Here is a 16,883-nt window from a genome sequence, read left to right as displayed (position 1 = left end):
GGCGTTGGTCTATATTAATGATTCCCCACACACCTGGGTCATTTCGCATTCAGATCCCATTTTGACCGAAACCTCATTAATCTGCGAGTAACTCCATAGAATTACTAAAATAAAGAACTGAACAAGCACACAATAGTTTCCCAGGATAGCATTTATCATGAAAGCATTTGTAGCAGGGGCAACAGGTGAAACAGGTCGCCGGATTGTGCAAGAATTGATCGCACGGAATATTCCCGTCCGAGCCTTGGTGCGGGATATAGAGAAAGCTAGGGGTATTCTGTCTCCTGAAGCCGAATTAGTCGTAGGCGATGTGTTACAACCAGAAACTTTAACTGCTGCGTTGGGAGATAGCACAGTTCTATTGATTGCGACTGGGGCAAAACCTAGCTTTGACCCCACTGGCCCCTATAAAGTAGATTTTGAAGGGACTAAAAATTTAGTAGATGTTGCTAAGGCAAAGGGAATTGAGCATCTCATCTTAGTTTCTTCTTTATGTACTTCCCGGCTTTTCCATCCGCTGAACTTGTTTTGGTTAATTTTGTTGTGGAAAAAACAAGCTGAAGAGTATATTCAGAAAAGTGGTCTTACTTATACGATTGTCCGGCCTGGTGGATTGAAGAATGAAGACAACTCCGATCGCATCGTGATGCAGAGTGCAGATACGCTGTTTGATGGTAGTATCCCCAGACAGAAAGTTGCCCAAGTTGCTGTTGAGGCGCTGTTTGAAGCAGATGCACGCAATAAAATTGTCGAAATTATTGCCAAACCTGAAGCAGCCTCAAAAAGCTTTAAGGAGTTATTTCAGCAGTGCTGATATTTCACAGGATTTTATTGCTTCTGTCTCTTAATTTTCATCCCAAGATCGTCGGTTCACATCTTTATGGAAAAGTAGACCTCTTGCAAAAGTGTTTTTTGCAAGAGTTGGGAAAAAGAAAAAGGTTAAAGCGGAAGGGGACGGTACAAAACCTTTACCCTTTCTCCCCGCCCCTTATCCCCTTCTTGGGACCCCGCCTTCCCCTTTTCCCGACAAATGCCAAGAAGTCTAGTGATTCCTATGGCTCTACCTACACACTTTTTCAATTCGCCCCTTGATTTTGCTCCTTAAAGCGATCGCTCCATCTCCTCTGCAAGGGCTTGTTCCCAAATTGGCAGATCCTCCGGTCGGTCAACATCAGCTAAGGGCAACAAGTCCACGTATGATAAATTAAGTTTCTGGGCAATATCCACGGTTTTCTGGAATACTTGAGCAGTTCCCCACTCAATGTTAACGAATAGCTCCGGGATGAATTGGCGCAAACCAATTAAGTAATATCCACCATCGATCGCAGGGCCAAGTACGAGGTCAAAGGCGTGTAACTTGTCAAAGGCTGTTGCTAAAATCTGGGCATTCACTCCAGGACAATCTGTACCAATGATAATTACTTTTTCTGCACCAGATTGAAAAGCATCAAAAAGCGATCGCGCCATCCGCAAACCTAGATCCCCTTCACCTTGAGACTGGTAAATCAAATCCAACCCCAGCCAATCTTGCATAAGTTGCGAATCGCCACCTGCAAAACGCACTTCTACAGATATGTCAATGGCTTTTTGCAATTCTTGAACCTGAAATATTGTATGTTCTGTCATCTTGCGTTGAAGATTGGCAGCACCAACATTTCCCAAAGCAGGTATCAATCGGGTTTTTGTTTTACCTGGTTCTGGATAGCGAGTGAAAATAATCAGGTGCTGTTTTGGGCTTGCTGGTAAGTTCAGCACACAATACCTTGTTTAACAACTAAAAATATCTTAATAGCAATACTTGTCGTTTTCGTTGGCTCTAGCATGATCTTTTCCCGTCCGCATAGCCCCCAAAATGGTAGAAACATAGACACAACGTCTAGCTTTACCACCATTCAAGCTGTAGAAGGTTATCTGTCCTAATCCGCCTACAGTACACTGATTTCCAACTTCAGAGATAGGACAACCGTGATAGTTAAATAAAACTCGCCACATTTGCTGTGAAGGGTGTTTTAGTAAAGTTGTCTCTTTTTTTCCTTTATTGTTTTCCTCTTCATCAATGCGAATGTTTGGCTCAAGATTATGCCATAGGTTGCCATTGTTTTTAACAGTATCAGGAATGAATTGTCCTGCCTCTGCTTGATGAACTGCCCATTGCACGACACCATTTTGTATGCGAAAACTGGTTTGCCTGGTTAATTTATCTTTAGTGGCTTGGCTTTGCGCTTGGCGCATAGCATAATAAACCTCATTTTGAGTAGTGTTGAGACGACGAGTCTCCACAAAAGCCAGCCAATTGGATATTCCGATCGTAGCTAAGATACCAATTAATACAATAACTACTAAAATCTCTGGTAAGGTAAAACCACTGTTAGAATGATTATTCTTCAAGAGACTTTTTGCATAAACTAAAGACGCTAGATGCACCAGGCTATCCATTTTTATTCTGAGAGTTTTTCAGCTACCTAGCTGTTAAACGATTTTCAGTTTGTTTCGCTTTTTACTTCCCGCTGGTTAGTAATATTGTCAAGCAACGTAGGCATTAAAATGATTATGAAAATTTTTAATAACAATTTTAAAGTAAAATTTATCCGTTGAAGTCTTGAAGAATTATTCAGAATATAATTCCATAAAAATTTAGCCGCAGTTAAAGCTTTTTGTCGATTAAACGGTTTTTGTAGGGCTTTGCATGTCAGGTATTTATATAAATTTGTCAGACTTAGATTCCAAGTACTCTTAAGTGCTAAAGGTCTTTCCTTATATGCTTTCTCAAGCACTTGTAAGCAAGCTTTTTCTTGTCTTATAAGATTAGAAGAAACGGAATTAGCACTTATTCTGTACAATATTTGTACAGATGGTACGCATACAAAATCAAACTGACAAGCTAATCGCAACCACATATCCCAATCTTGAGCAGCACTTAGAGATTCATCAAATCCACCTAATTTGATTAAAGCTTCTCTACGAATCAAAGGATTAGAGCCATTCTCTAAAAAGTTTGTCAACAATAACTTTTCATAAACGTCTCCATTGGCTGTAACGTGTGTACCAGAGAGTACTATTTCCCCATTTTCATCGATATAATCAGTCCAACTGTAAGCAACTGTGGCAGTAGCGTTTTCTTGCAGTGCCTTTAACTGAGACTGAAGCTTATCAGGTGTCCAAAGATCGTCCGCATCTAAGAAACTAACAAATTCTCCAACTGCAAGCTGTAGACCTCGGTTACGACTAACGTTTCCACCAGCATTGGTATAAGAAAATATTTTTATTCGAGGATCTTTAATTTGTGTAACAACATCTAAAGTTGAGTCTTCTGAACCATCATTAATTACAATTAATTCTAGATCGCTCCAAGTTTGATTTAAAACAGATTTAATTGTGTAATGAATAGTATCCTCACTATTATAAGCGGGGATAATTACAGAAGTTTTCGGCAAATGTTGACTATAGTTAATCATTTTCTATGGCTAATTTATTCTTTAATCCTTTGCGTAAATTAGATTTTAAGTAATAAAAAGGACTTATCATGCTAGCCAAGTAAAATTCCATTTCAAAAAGTGCAATTAAATTACTTTTCAATTCCCCTCTATAGTGAATACGGTGCTTTAATACTCGGCGTAAATTCCCTAAAATAGTTCTTATAAATACTATTGGTTTTTGCCAATTTTTAGTATTTATCAAGCTTAACTGGAAAATACACAAGCCACAACCGCGTGCCAGAGTTAAGAGATAATCTTTCTCAAGTCGCCAGCGTGGTATTTGATGATAAGTATGCATGGCAGGATTATACCAAATCTGCCAGCCTGCATAATGTATATAAAGCAATGGTTCATAGTCATCACCCTGTACCAAAATACCAGGCAGCTTCCCACTTAAATTAGGTCGCTGTGGTACATTTTCACACCATACCTGTTTCCGAACAACAAGTGCCGCACCAGGAGGAAGTCTTAAATTATCTGCGTCAAATAAATATGGATTTGAACCATGTTCTCTGATAGCTAAAAAAGCTTGAATTCTTTCAAAATTTTCTGGTGGATTTACTTCAAAATCACCATGAATCTGTCCACTCCAAGCACCTGCTTGAGGATGCTCTAATCCAAAGGTATATGCTTCTGATAACCAATCAGGTGCAGGTAGATTATCATCATCTAAAAATGCGATTAACTGCCCTTTAGCTTCACGTACTGCTCGCAATCTCGCAAAAGCTGCTCCCTGTTCGGTTTCTAAAAAATATCTTAAATGACAGTTTCCATTATATATTTTTTGGTAATTCTGAATAATTTCAAATGTATTATCAGAACTATTATTATCCACAATAATAATTTCCCAGTTAAGTTGCTCTACTCCTGTCTGGGTTAATAGCTTATCCAAAATTTTAGGTAAACGGGTTGCCCCATTGTATGCAGGAATGGCTACGCTAATATCTAAATTTTCATCTGTTAATTCAGTCATAATGTCTAATGTTTTAATAATTTATTTTTTAAAGTATCCATTTTTCCAAAGATAAAAAGGACTAATGAAACTACTTAAAAAAAGTTCCATTTCGCAAGCAGCTACCAAATCATCTTTTAGATGAGTTCGATATTTTAGTAAGTGCAACGTAATTTTACGTAAGTCATTTAGCATATAAGATAAAAGAGCAAATGGTCTATATATTTGTTTAATATTTACCATTCTCGTTACACAACGGCTAAGTCCAATTCCTCGAAAAAATGGAATCAAATAATCTTTTTGCAAACGCAATTTTGGTATTTTGTGTGATATTTCCATTTCTGGGTTGTACCAGATTTCCCATCCTGATTTTTGGATGTAAGACAACATTTCTAAATCTTCACTGGTAAGCATATTGCCTTTAACTCTACCAGTTAAAATCGACTTATCTGGTACACTTTCTAACCATGCTTGTTTACGGACAACAAGTCCGGCAGAAGGAGGTAGTAATTTTTTAGATGCTTCATATAATAGCGGTAGATTTCCCCGCTCTGTAATTGCTAAGAATGGAGCAATTCGCTTAAAGTTTTCCGGTGGTTCTACTTCCCAGTCTGGATGAATTTGGCTGCCATAAGCTCCAGCTTTAGGATATTTTTCACCAAAAGCATAAGCTGCGACTACCCAATTTGATACCGGGTAGTTGTCATCATCTAGAAAACCTATGAATTTCCCTTTAGCTTCTGCAACTGCCTTTTTTCGAGCATAAGCTGCGCCTTGTTTTGCTTCAAAGCAATACTTTAAAGGATAAGGACATCGCCAATCTTTTTGATAGGTTTGAACAACTTTAGCTGTATTATCAGTGCTGTTATTGTCTACAACTATAATTTCCCAAGATAAATTTTCGGTGTGAAGTTGGTTTTTTAGTCGTTCTAGTAGTTCAGGCAAACGACTTTCACCGTTATAAGTTGGGATAGCTACAGTAAAGTCAAGGTTCTCAGTCATTTTCCGAAAAGTATATTTTGATGATGACGCTTTTTATTATGTTCAGGCAATGGCTCTTAAATAACTCTATCAAATATTAAAACTGCACATGATGTTTCAATTTTGCTATCAACGTGCAGTTTTATGTTCAGCAATATTACGTATTTTTAAACAAATCTTGGTATTTAAATTACTTAACTGCAATTATTATCTTTTGCTGTCACCATTGAGCCTAAGAGAGTTTTCACAATGACACATCGCTTTACGCTACTAGGCGATGTAGGATTTGCAGAGCTTGGTACAGCTACCACTATTTGTAACCCAGATGTTCCAAGGCTTGCATTGGGTAAAGTTCCCATATAGTCAAAAGTAATTTTTGCTGATGCATTTAAAGAATAGGATACAGTAGAATCGGCAGTGTTTTCAGTAGTGCTATTTAGATTTGTACCTAGCAAAAATTTATCAGAGCTAACCCCTACATCCGTTCCTAAAGGCTTCCATGTGCTGATTCCAATATCGGTACGATAAATAGCAACCTCTTGGGTTGTGCTATTTTTCCGAAAACTGACACTGTAGCTAAGTTTTTTGTTTTTAGCTTCGCGCTGTGCTTCTTGAAGTGCGGCGAAAACGGCGTCGTTAAACTTATTTATCCGTTGCCGATTTACAAAGGCAGCCCAACCAGGAGCTGCGATCGCTGCTAAAATTCCTACTAGCAGCAGTACTACTATTAACTCTATAAGACTAAATCCAGCATCTTGTTGCTTGTAGCCATTAGTAGAGGGTCTATTTGCTAAATATTGCTGCTTTAGCTTTGTTTTTCGACTGTGCGACTGGAAATAATTTAATAGTCTGAAACTAAGAATATTTGCCATACTATCCTGCTTTTAGTAATCTTTGTCAAAGATAGAAGCTATTTGGTAAAGATAAAGCTACTTCCTTGAACCTTAATGTTTGCACTCGGAAAATAACTAGATTTACTCTGTGCGTAACGTGCTTTAGTTTCATCTTGTATTAAACGAGCTTGTGCATTACCTCTTAAATAAACTTCCGCAGCACTCCTATTATCTGCGCTAACTGAATCTACACAAGCATAAAAGCCTCTTCTAGCAAGGTTTGCGACTGCTGGAACTTGACTAAAGCCAGTAGAACAAGTCACTGTTGCTGTAGCTGTTGGGGTTTCCTGTGCTGTTGTTGTTTGATCTATAAAATCAACCAACACCACAGGAACTTGATCGTAACTCCCTCCTCCTGCCCAACTATTCATTTTTGCTTGTAATGTTATGCCTTTTTGTGACAAGTCAAATGGTTTAAAACCTTTATCTGGACATGGGAGATATTTGTCGGTTGCAGCAAATCCAGCGCAAGTCTCTGTAGCAGCAGTATTTGGAACGCCATCTTTAATTTCCCATCTAGCGATGCGTGCAGCGTTAGACCAAGTAGTATTAGTATCTTTAATTAAATAGTAGGCAACTAATGAGTAAACAAAAGTATCATCTTTTTGAGTACTTGTAATTGTAATTTTTTGACTAAGTAACTCTCGTTTCCAAAAGACAAGCACAGGAACTTTATCTGTTCCGTTAGGTAGTTGATTCCCAGTTGTACCTGCATTTGGGCAAGTGTTATCGGTACTAGCATCAACAGTACCGCTTAGACAAGCAATTCCAGTAGCATCATATATATATATTGCTTGTTGGAGATCGCGAGTAATATAATCTAGTGCAGCTTTAATTTCTTGCTCAGAGTTTGCTTTGGCTTGTTCCTGACCATCAGTGTTTAAAATACTAATCATAAAACTTAGTAACGGCGTAATTACTAAAAATGCAATCAGCATAGCCACCAATAATTCAATCAGGGTAAAACCACTATTTTTATTTTGCTTGTGAGAGGGTTTTAGCTGAGTACTTAACAGCCACCTCAATATATTCATTTTGCTACAGATTCTCCTTTGTGACTAATACTGAGTCATGAAATTATTTATGTTTATCGGGTTAATTTTATGGTGGAGGTTGACAACCACCAAGGCGATCGCATAAAGCGTTATAGGAGCTTTGACCCCTAACAATTTCAGTTGTCATTTCTACTAGGGGTGCTTTGCGATCGCCTAGTCCCCCGGTGAATGTTGCTGCTGTTTTTCCATTGCTATCACTACTTTTTTTCAAGCTACCAGTACCGATGAAGGCATCTGAACGGTATACCCGAACTCCCAAACGATAGCTTTGACCGCTATCAATTTGAGCGCTACTTGTGCTGATAGTTCCAACTGCATTGCCAAAAGCCTGGATGTAAAACTGAACTGGACTGGTTGTTTTGTAGGTTGTACAGTCGCTTGGTAGATTTATTTTGCCATCATTGTGAAAGCAATACAAACTAGTTGCGTCTGCGGGAACAGCCGCACTACTAATTAAATAGTCGCCACTGGTAGTTGAGCTAGATACTGTTCTAGGTGCAGCAGCAGTTGCAGCACTAAGTGAAGTAGTATTTGATACTTGATCTTCTGAGATTGTTTTAGACTTAATAGCATCAATGAAGGCTTTAGCCGCTCCTGTTGCCAATTCGACTCGTTTAGCTTGCACGCGAGTTGCTGTTGACATTACTAAGACAGGTGCGATCGCTACTAGCAAAATGGCAACTACGAGGATTGCCACAAGCGACTCAATGATCGTAAAACCAGAATCGTTGGACTGAGCAGATAATTCTTGTAGTTGGCGTGGGTTCATACTCGATTTCTTAATAAGGCTATGTTTTAAAGTAATTTGCGATCGGGTGTAATATATTCGTAACCTCACTTCCATTCCTCTCCCCTTGTAGAGGAGAGGCTTTGAATTTTCCCCTTTCCCTATTAGGGAAGGGGGCTAGGGGGTTAGGTCTGTTAACGTGGTTTATTCACCCAAAAAGTGCTGTCAAAACTCTCATTCAAACACTTTAGGATGGTTGGAGTTGGCAGTTAGTAGGACGTTCAGTTGCTGGTAGTGCAAATTTAAAACCACTGCCAAAGTAAGTAGTGTCCGCAGTATCAAACCCATCCGATGTTTGAGTTTGTACACCACACAACAAAGTTTTCACCCAAAGGTCATCGCGACCTACTTCTCTGAAGTATTCATTCGGGGGATCTGCTGCTGGAGTTACAAAGCGCTGGGCAAACAAGTCGGGGTTTTGCGCCAATAACGCCACATCAAAACCCCAGTTACGATTAGGAGGCATATAATAAGGCGCTTCACCACTAGGATTAGTAATGTAAGTACTATCTGATGTGTAACCAGGTCTATCAGAATACAGAACTCTGAAAAAGATACTGTTATTCTTGGCAAGGCTAGCAGCATCAGTATTATTAGGGTCAGAAGTGGTTGCAGCAGGAGTTGTTGGTCCTGGTCTAACAAGAGCTTGGAATGGTGCAGTAGCATAGATACTGCGTTTAAATTGGATGAATGAACCGTTGATATTGGCATCAATGCCATCCCAGTTTTCTAAGAAGCGCACAAAGTTATGCAAACCCCCATTGATTTCGTAGGTACTTGAACTCACACGAGCCGGAGTATCACCACCCGCAACTACTAGATTAAAATTGGTTGCACTTGCCTGAGACAACCATCTAGTGTTTTTAACGACACTAGATGATCCTGCTAAAGAGGCGTAATTTTGAGTATCAGATGGTGCTGCGGTTGTTACCTGTAATTGCAATACAGGTTCAAATAGCGGCTGGTATGACGCATCTCTGGCGGGTGAAGCAGGGTTGAATAGTGACGCGTCTGTGGCTCCAGGAAAATCCCTAAGCGAACCAGAAGCCGGTAGTTTGGGGTATCTGTAGAATACACGATTAGTATTGTTGTATTTGATCTCGTTTATGGGGGACGGTGGTGGGCTAGTAGAAGTATTTATTGTGGTTGCAAACCATAGAGCATTAGAATTTAAGTCAGGTATACTAAGTGGGCTGACTACTGCACTTGCTCCACTGCCTGTGATAATTAGCGGCAATTCTGCTACTATACCTAATTTAATACCTAGTGGAATGGGAGTAGCACTAGTATAATTTATGGCATTATTACTAATATCAACAAGCTTCGCAAAATCAGCATTAGTCGTTGCTACATTATATTTGCGTTTGAACGCAACCCTACGAGCAAATCCTTCAAAACCAGCCCTTGGCGATCGCGCAGTTGTACCAGCTAAGAGTCTGGTAAGATCGGTTACACCTACTACTTCACTAGACCTTTTGAGGATTTCTGTGTCTTTATCTAAAGCATTGCCTGTATTACTATCACTATCTAAACCCACATACCAGTCACCCGGTTGACACTCTGAAACTGGTATCTTGAAGCACATCTCCATTACATACTCTGGGAAACTTCCTCGACGCTGAATGGGCGTGACGAAGTTGTTCACGTAAGAACTGTTATTGTTTGCTGAGTCAGTAGAAGTGGGAGTACCTGTGTAGTAGGCATCACCACCAGAGTCAGTCAAGAATTTAGATGAAGTGAGAAAGTTGTTATTCCAGAAACCTACCTTCAGTCGGCTGAGTACGACGTTAGGATCGCTGCCTTGGTTATTTCGCAAGTCGTAATCACCCTCATTGCGGAAACCTTCACGGAAGTTACCAGATAGCAAGGTAACAGCATCGGCAATTACTGATGCTGGTCGCCAAGTTTCGCCTGTTGTGCAATTGGGTAGTCTAGGGTCACTAGGCCGACAAGCAAAGTCAGGATCGCGATTTGCCGCAGCACGAGTGTAAAATTTAGTATCGTAGGTAGCAACGCTGGGAGCAGGTAAAAGATCCGGGGTTTTGAATTCTTGTTTAGTGTGCAGATTAAAATCGCCTTTAACATACACTGGTAGCTCAGTTGCTAAAATTAAGCCTTTTTCTTCTGCTCTGTAATTAGTTTGGCGACTCAAGTTACTGCCATTAATCAACATAATGGCGTTAGGTCGCCGTTCTGGATCGAGATTGTAGTCACTAGCGCTGATATTTTCACTAGTTGGGTTACTGCGATCTTTTTGAGCATCATCACGAGAGGCATAGATAATGCCGCTATTGGGCAATAGATATTCATTATCCGATGCAGCGCCGATTGCTTGTGTGCGAAGCTGACCTAAATTTATGGTAGTGGCACGAATTTCGAGAGGCTGACGCTGTTCAACTTCTAAATTGTAGTTTCCAGTTAATGTACCGCCTTTATCTATAGCTTTAATTTGTCGGGCATCAAGAAATGCAGTTTCTTTGATTGCGCCATCAGGAATGTAGGTAGTACTCCGACTCAGAGTGCCATCAGCAATCTGTATTGCACAGATAGTAGAGTCAATTGCTGATTGCTCAGAGAGAGTGAGTTTACTGGTAGTTGCTTTTGCCAGTGCTTGCCGTAGTAGAGGATTCACAAGGCGACCATTGGGAAATACCAAGTTAGCTTGATATTTCAAGCGATTTAGCAAAGTTACACCAGTGTTAGTCACATCATCAGCATTAGCCGCAGGTGTAAAAAAACCATTGGCATCTACTGTTTGTCCTCTAGTTATACCATCAGATGCAGTAGCGGGAGCAGCATAAACAAGCCCATTGTTAGATGCTGCTGCTGTTGTCGAATCAAGGGGATTATAGGTGTTTGTAGTTGCTGTTGTCTGATTAGTAGGGTTGTAGTAGCTACTTACACAGGCCATGGGTGTTTGATAATCGTCTGGTGTACTCGCCTGAGGACTATAGGAATCAAACTTGTAGTGATACACTACCGTGGCACGCATTACCAAATCACCACGTTTTTGTTTACTCGCATTCAGTGGATCGGTCGGATCGGATACAACCATAGGCATAGTATCAGGCCAGACTACAGTGCCATAACTTTCGTTGATTCCCGACGTGCTTGGATCGTCAACCAGTTCGGGCTTTCCTCCTCGTGTTGGAAGAGTAGGTTGGACGAGTGCTCTTAGTCCAGAACCTGTAGGTGTATATACTCCTGCACCTGTAATCACCCTCAATCCACCGACCACATCAAGGGGATTAGATCGGGGTGAAGCGGCTGAAATTTCCCAAAAACCATCACGTCCTGTTACCCCTAAATCTGATAACTGTCTGACGCGAGTGGTACGAGTTCGATCTTTGGTAGTGCTACTTGTCCACTTCACAGCAGGAGTGATGGCTTGAGGTTCATCATCTCCTACAAAGTCTCCTTTTGTGTTGTCCCATATAAGTTCAGGCAAATTGTTGCCTACTACGATGCGATCGCCTAATTCTGTTTCTATTACAGGAGTATTATCTACAACGTCTGGATCTCTGGTAGGTAGTTGCGCTGTATTTAGTGTTAGTGTTGTATTGGTATCTGTTGGATAAATCCAGGCATCCATTGGACGTAGCGTATTAACAGAACCTTTCATAAAGGTTGCTGCATCTGTTATATAGTCGTAATCAGTAGTGCCAGTTTTTATAATAGCAGAAGTACCATAAGGAACTTCTTTAAATGGTACACGCCTAGTACGCTTACGGAACCAGTTTTCTAATTCTTCCTTACGTACTTTAGTGGAATCTAAGCTTGGATCGTTTAGAATCCGGTTAGTTATATTAGTTCTGATGTCTTGAGGATCTGTAGTAGCAGCATTGTTAAGTTGTGCCTTTACTAATAAGTCTATGCGTTGAGCATAAGCCTGAGTGTTATAGGCAATGTCATTTGAGTTATTTGAGGTAGTTTTATTAGTAGGCGCTAAAGTTTTATTTGTAGTAGGCGCACCATTTTCTACAAATAAATCTACGTATGTTCCACCTGTATTACTTGTACTGATTGGACTACTAGTTGCAATATTGCCGCCAACAACTATCTTGCTATTTTCTCGTTCGTAGTAACATGAATACCTACTACTGACCTGAAATAGAGTTATATTTTCACTAGTTTTAGCAGTAAATAAGTTACTGTTGGTAAAGATACGTCCATTGAGACGGAATCGAGGCCCTGGTGTAATATCTAAGTCATCTTCATAAACAACGGCATTATTAGTAATAGAAACTTGACTACGATCTTGTTGCATTTCTAATGCCGAGAAGCCCTTATTACCTCGATACTTCTCATATTTGGTTGTATCAAGAGAAGTAGCTTGAGCAATATCACTAATGGGAACCGTGACTGCATATACGAAAAAGCTTTTTTTCAATTCGCCAGTTGGTAGTTTATACCAACCCGAACTTCCTACTAAGCTGGCACTAGTATCACCAGCTACGTCACAAGCTCCACCTGCCTTAGCTGGTAGCATCGGAGGGGTTCTAGCATCTAGTGGACTTCTACTTCGGAGTGTACCAGTTTGGGGGGGAGTACGGAAGTAGATACCATAGAGAATAAAGCTATCAAATTTACCGTTATTATCTGTATCGGCAGGAAATTTCCAGGCTGTTTGTATGCTTTCTTGATTTTCTAAAGCCATACTACTACTTGCTTCAATTGTAGTATTTTTATTAAGGTTATAAGCCAGAGTTATAGGAGTTTCATCACCAAATGTATAGATAGAAAGTTTATTAACTAAGGTATTGTATAGGGTTAGATTTGATGGGACAGAACGTGGTAGAGTCGGGTCAGCAAACAGTGCACTTATTTTGGCTTTAGCCCTGTCTAAAGCAGGGGTAGCGGCTTGCATTGTCGCTTCATTCACGCGGACATTACTAGCATTTTTGGAACGCTCAAAAGACCGAAATAAAATTGCAGTTGTTAACAGTACGACTACCAAAACTACCATCGCTACTGTTGGCAATACAAAGCCAGAATTAACCGAACCGCGTCTTCTTTGAGTACCAGAGATAGTTCGTAAAAGCCAAATAATTTGCTTATTAATTGCAGATAAAAGCTGCTTGCTAATTTTTCTGAAGGTTTTTTGAATTACCTTGAATAGCCGACGTTTTATAGACATATCTGCTTCCCAATCGAGTGGATTATGCGAATTTTCTATTTTTTCAAAGTTCTCACTCATGCCTATCAAGTATTTTTACAGGCATTACATGACACGAGATTTATCTAACGATTACATTTTGCTTTACTAACTTCCAAACTAAAGTAGCTATAAAAAGCCAGATAATTTATTAAAGTTATATCATTTATGAATGGTTCATTTTATCCGGTAAATACTGATTTTTTCAGAATTATTTAGTTAAAGTCTGATAAATAATAAGAGCATTAGTTCACAGTAGATTTGCGTAAATGTGTTTTATTTGAAGACAAATTTATGAAGATGTTGTCAGCAGAGTAGGCTTATAATACCCATCTGTTAAAGGAAAGATATCAATTAGGGGCAAAATGATCGGATGTGCAGCTTAGATTCCCGACTTCTTTAATTAAAAAGTCGGGAATCTTGTTGTTCAGATTGCTTTGATTAATTACTAATTACTCATTAGTACACCTTGGCGTAAATCCTACTACCACCTTTAAAGACAAGCAAGTTTCTGCCACAAGGTAGGCAAAATTAACGTGAGTTCAATGAACCTCTCGCGGACAACCTCCCTCTCCCACGGATCAAGGGAGGAGCAACGAGAAATTAGGGTTTTGGCTCCCCTCTCCGTGTCGGAGAGGGCTTGTCGAACTCACATAAAATTAGTACCTTGTGGCAGAAGCTACTAGGCATCATAGATGCAACACGCAGTTACATTAATCTTAAAAAGATGGTTAGAAACCGCAACTATACGGGGTTTACTCACATCCCTGGGTTTCAAACCCTCAATTATTCTTAGATTTTGTTTGTGTATCCAAGCCAGTTTGGTCTTCTCCCTACAGCTTTTGGGTACGTCCCGTTGAGTGAAGGGGAGACACTAGGTGCTATGTAGCAATTTGTGGTACTGATACCTTCACCAGCATTTTTTTGCTAAAAGACAGACCGTTTTCATTTTTGTCGATGATAATCGTGTCTCCAGAGATAAAAGTATTTTCCAATAATTTGGTGGCGAGGGGGTTTTCTACTTCTCGCTGAATTGCTCGTTTGAGTGGACGGGCACCGTAAACTGGGTCATAACCTGATTCGACAAGGTGATCGCAAGCTGATTGGGATATCTCAAAGAAGATTTTTTGCTCGCGCAAGAGATTTTCTACCCGTTTGAGTTGAATGCGGATGATCTGCCTCATTTCAGTGCGACTGAGGGCATGGAAGAGAATGATATCATCAAGGCGGGTGAGAAATTCTGGGCGGAAATGCGATCGCAAAGCATCCATTACCCGCTTTTGCATCGTTTCATACTTGGAATCATCACCAGATATATCCAAAATATGTTCGCTACCAATGTTACTGGTCATCACAATGACGGTGTTACGAAAATCTACCGTCCTTCCTTGAGAGTCAGTAACTCTCCCATCATCCAACACCTGCAATAAAATGTTGAACACATCGGGGTGCGCCTTTTCCACTTCATCCAACAGCACCACTGAATAAGGACGGCGGCGAATCGCCTCGGAAAGTTGACCGCCTTCTTCATATCCTATATATCCTGGAGGCGCACCCACTAAGCGAGAAACTGAGTGTTTTTCCATATACTCAGACATATCCAAGCGCACCAAGGCATCATCAGAATCAAAGAGAAACTGAGCTAAAGCACGGGCGAGTTCGGTTTTACCCACACCTGTGGGGCCCATGAATAAAAATGAACCAATGGGACGAGAGGGATCTTTCATCCCCGCACGGGCGCGGCGAATTGCGGCTGCTACTGCTTCTACAGCCTCTTCTTGCCCAATGACTCGTTGATGCAAATGACTTTCTAATTGCAGTAATTTTTGTCGTTCCGATTCCAACAGGCGATTGACGGGAATTCCTGTCCACTTAGCGACGATTTCGGCAATATCGGCTTCGGTAACTTGTTCTCTGAGTAACGTGGAACCTTGGTTTTGAATTTCTAAAAGACTCGTTTCTTTAGCTTCACGCTCGTGCTGCACTCCCTCCAATTTGCCATACTTTAGTTGGGCAGCTTTATTTAGATCGTAGGCGCGTTCCGCCTGTTCAATTTGCACTCGCAGTGCATCTTCTTCTTTCTTTAAGGCGCTTATCGCCTCCAATAGCTGCTTTTCGCCTTGCCATTGCTCATTAAATATTTGCTGTTTTTCCGTTAAATTGGCGATTTCTTGTTCAATGCGCTGCAAACGTTCTTTCGTTTGGGGAGTACCCTTTTCTTCGCCAGCTAATGACAGCTTTTCCATTTCTAACTGCATGAGGCGGCGATCGATGGTTTCCAATTCAGCTGGTTTGGAGGTAATCTCCATTTTCAACTGTGCTGCTGCTTCATCTACTAAGTCAATAGCTTTATCTGGTAAAAAGCGATCGCTAATATAACGTGCTGACAAGGTTGCTGCTGCTACCAACGCCGAATCAGAAATTTTGACGTTGTGATGCACTTCATAGCGTTCTTTCAACCCCCGCAGAATGGAAATAGTATTTTCCACACTTGGCTGATCGACAAATACTTGTTGAAAGCGGCGTTCTAGGGCAGCATCTTTCTCAATGTGTTTGCGGAACTCATCGAGGGTAGTTGCGCCAATACAACGCAATTCTCCCCGCGCCAGCATTGGTTTGAGCAAATTTCCGGCATCCATTGCCCCTTGTTGGCTAGAACCTGTACCGACTACGGTATGTAGTTCGTCAATAAACAAGACAATTTGACCGTTAGATTCCGTAACTTCTTTGAGGACAGCTTTTAGGCGTTCTTCAAATTCTCCTCGCAATTTTGCCCCAGCAATTAAACTACCGATATCTAAAGAAATGAGTTGGCGGTTTTTCAGAGATTCTGGAACATCACCGTTTACCATCCGTTGTGCTAATGCTTCGGCGATCGCTGTTTTACCTACCCCAGGTTCGCCAATGAGTACGGGGTTATTTTTGCTACGACGAGACAATACTTGAATTACCCGTCGAATTTCGTCATCTCGCCCAATTACTGGGTCGAGTTTTCCCGCTTTTGCCTGTTCTGTCAAATCTCTGCCAAATTTTTGTAAGGCGTCATAGCGGGATTCTGGGGTTTGATCTGTGACTTTTTGGCTACCGCGAATAGTTTTGATCGTAGCTTCGAGTTTAGGTGCATCCGCATTAAAGCCTTTGAGTATTTTTCGTCCAATGCGATCGTCTTCAGCAAAGGCCAAAAGTATGTGTTCCACAGAAATGTAGGAATCTTTCATCCTAGCTCTAGCTTCCTCGGCTCGGTCTAGTAAAATATCTAAACTGCGGCTAAGGTAAAGCTGATCGCTTTTACCAACTTTCGGCTGGCGTTGGGTAAAGGCTTCTAGCTGCTGTTGCAAGCGGATTGGATCGACCTCAGATCGAGCTAGGATACGTATTGCTAGACTAGTGGGTTCTTCTAATAGGGCAATAATTAAATGTTCAACATCTAGTTGCTGTTGTTGATAAGCACGGACTATATCCTGAGATTTAACAATTGCTTCCCAGGCTTTATCAGTAAATTTATTTGGATCTGTAGGTTGCATCTTTAGAATTTTAGAATTTGGATTTTTAGTTTAAGGATTGGGGATTATTAAAGGGAGTAG

Annotated in this window: 11 protein-coding genes; 1 reads left to right on the top strand and 10 read right to left on the bottom strand. The window is 40.6% G+C overall.

From position 1 onward, the window contains the following. Positions 1-157: 157 nt before the first annotated feature. A complete protein-coding gene (locus tag NSTC731_RS10720; protein ID WP_445630785.1) occupies positions 158-814 on the top strand; it encodes an NAD(P)H-binding protein in 657 nt (218 codons plus the stop codon). A 287-nt stretch (positions 815-1,101) separates the two neighbouring features. Here NSTC731_RS10720 and NSTC731_RS10715 read toward each other — a convergent pair whose 3' ends face one another. The 10 genes from NSTC731_RS10715 to clpB all read right to left on the bottom strand — a co-directional run bounded on the left by NSTC731_RS10715 (position 1,102) and on the right by clpB (position 16,823). Continuing rightward, positions 1,102-1,755 carry a TIGR04282 family arsenosugar biosynthesis glycosyltransferase gene (locus NSTC731_RS10715; protein ID WP_445630784.1) on the bottom strand — a complete coding sequence of 218 codons (654 nt, stop codon included), beginning with the start codon at positions 1,753-1,755 and terminating at the stop codon, positions 1,102-1,104. A gap of 30 nt (positions 1,756-1,785) precedes the next feature. Then, a complete protein-coding gene (locus tag NSTC731_RS10710) occupies positions 1,786-2,436 on the bottom strand; it encodes a pilus assembly FimT family protein (RefSeq protein WP_445630783.1) in 651 nt (216 codons plus the stop codon). Between the two features lie 44 nt (positions 2,437-2,480). Then, positions 2,481-3,455, bottom strand: coding sequence for a glycosyltransferase (locus NSTC731_RS10705; protein WP_445630782.1), 975 nt, complete (start codon positions 3,453-3,455; stop codon positions 2,481-2,483). After that, the gene (gene hpsE, locus NSTC731_RS10700) at positions 3,448-4,449 is read right to left on the bottom strand and encodes a hormogonium polysaccharide biosynthesis glycosyltransferase HpsE (protein ID WP_445630781.1); all 1,002 of its coding nucleotides are present in this window, start codon (positions 4,447-4,449) and stop codon (positions 3,448-3,450) included. Before hpsE (NSTC731_RS10700) ends, NSTC731_RS10705 begins: the two co-directional genes overlap by 8 nt. 21 nt (positions 4,450-4,470) lie before the next feature. Further along, complete coding sequence (gene hpsE, locus NSTC731_RS10695) at positions 4,471-5,430, bottom strand: hormogonium polysaccharide biosynthesis glycosyltransferase HpsE (protein WP_445630780.1); 960 nt, start codon at positions 5,428-5,430, stop codon at positions 4,471-4,473. A gap of 173 nt (positions 5,431-5,603) precedes the next feature. Then, a complete protein-coding gene (locus NSTC731_RS10690; RefSeq protein ID WP_445630779.1) occupies positions 5,604-6,281 on the bottom strand; it encodes a prepilin-type N-terminal cleavage/methylation domain-containing protein in 678 nt (225 codons plus the stop codon). 38 nt (positions 6,282-6,319) lie between these two features. Further along, positions 6,320-7,336, bottom strand: coding sequence for a hormogonium polysaccharide secretion pseudopilin HpsC (gene hpsC, locus NSTC731_RS10685; protein ID WP_445630778.1), 1,017 nt, complete (start codon positions 7,334-7,336; stop codon positions 6,320-6,322). 67 nt (positions 7,337-7,403) lie between these two features. Beyond that, positions 7,404-8,126: a hormogonium polysaccharide secretion pseudopilin HpsB gene (gene hpsB, locus NSTC731_RS10680; RefSeq protein WP_445630777.1), complete on the bottom strand. Its 723-nt coding sequence runs from the start codon at positions 8,124-8,126 to the stop codon at positions 7,404-7,406. A 205-nt stretch (positions 8,127-8,331) separates the two neighbouring features. Continuing rightward, complete coding sequence (gene hpsA, locus NSTC731_RS10675) at positions 8,332-13,281, bottom strand: hormogonium polysaccharide biosynthesis protein HpsA (RefSeq protein WP_445630776.1); 4,950 nt, start codon at positions 13,279-13,281, stop codon at positions 8,332-8,334. A gap of 899 nt (positions 13,282-14,180) precedes the next feature. Beyond that, positions 14,181-16,823 carry an ATP-dependent chaperone ClpB gene (gene clpB, locus NSTC731_RS10670; protein WP_445630775.1) on the bottom strand — a complete coding sequence of 881 codons (2,643 nt, stop codon included), beginning with the start codon at positions 16,821-16,823 and terminating at the stop codon, positions 14,181-14,183. Between the last annotated feature and the right edge of the window lie 60 nt (positions 16,824-16,883).

It is taken from the genome of Nostoc sp. DSM 114167 (genome assembly GCF_052692655.1).
Note: the sequence above shows the minus strand (reverse complement) of the source record. Positions and strands in the feature narration are given on the sequence as shown.

Excerpts from the sequence above, each read along its gene's own strand:
- NSTC731_RS10720 (WP_445630785.1), top strand. The coding sequence starts at position 158 with ATGAAAGCATTTGTAGCAGGGGCAACAGGTGAAACAGGTCGCCGGATT.
- NSTC731_RS10710 (WP_445630783.1), bottom strand. The coding sequence starts at position 2,436 with ATGGATAGCCTGGTGCATCTAGCGTCTTTAGTTTATGCAAAAAGTCTC.
- NSTC731_RS10705 (WP_445630782.1), bottom strand. The coding sequence starts at position 3,455 with ATGATTAACTATAGTCAACATTTGCCGAAAACTTCTGTAATTATCCCC.
- hpsE (WP_445630781.1), bottom strand. The coding sequence starts at position 4,449 with ATGACTGAATTAACAGATGAAAATTTAGATATTAGCGTAGCCATTCCT.
- hpsE (WP_445630780.1), bottom strand. The coding sequence starts at position 5,430 with ATGACTGAGAACCTTGACTTTACTGTAGCTATCCCAACTTATAACGGT.
- NSTC731_RS10690 (WP_445630779.1), bottom strand. The coding sequence starts at position 6,281 with ATGGCAAATATTCTTAGTTTCAGACTATTAAATTATTTCCAGTCGCAC.
- hpsC (WP_445630778.1), bottom strand. The coding sequence starts at position 7,336 with ATGAATATATTGAGGTGGCTGTTAAGTACTCAGCTAAAACCCTCTCAC.
- hpsB (WP_445630777.1), bottom strand. The coding sequence starts at position 8,126 with ATGAACCCACGCCAACTACAAGAATTATCTGCTCAGTCCAACGATTCT.
- hpsA (WP_445630776.1), bottom strand. The coding sequence starts at position 13,281 with ATGTCTATAAAACGTCGGCTATTCAAGGTAATTCAAAAAACCTTCAGA.
- clpB (WP_445630775.1), bottom strand. The coding sequence starts at position 16,823 with ATGCAACCTACAGATCCAAATAAATTTACTGATAAAGCCTGGGAAGCA.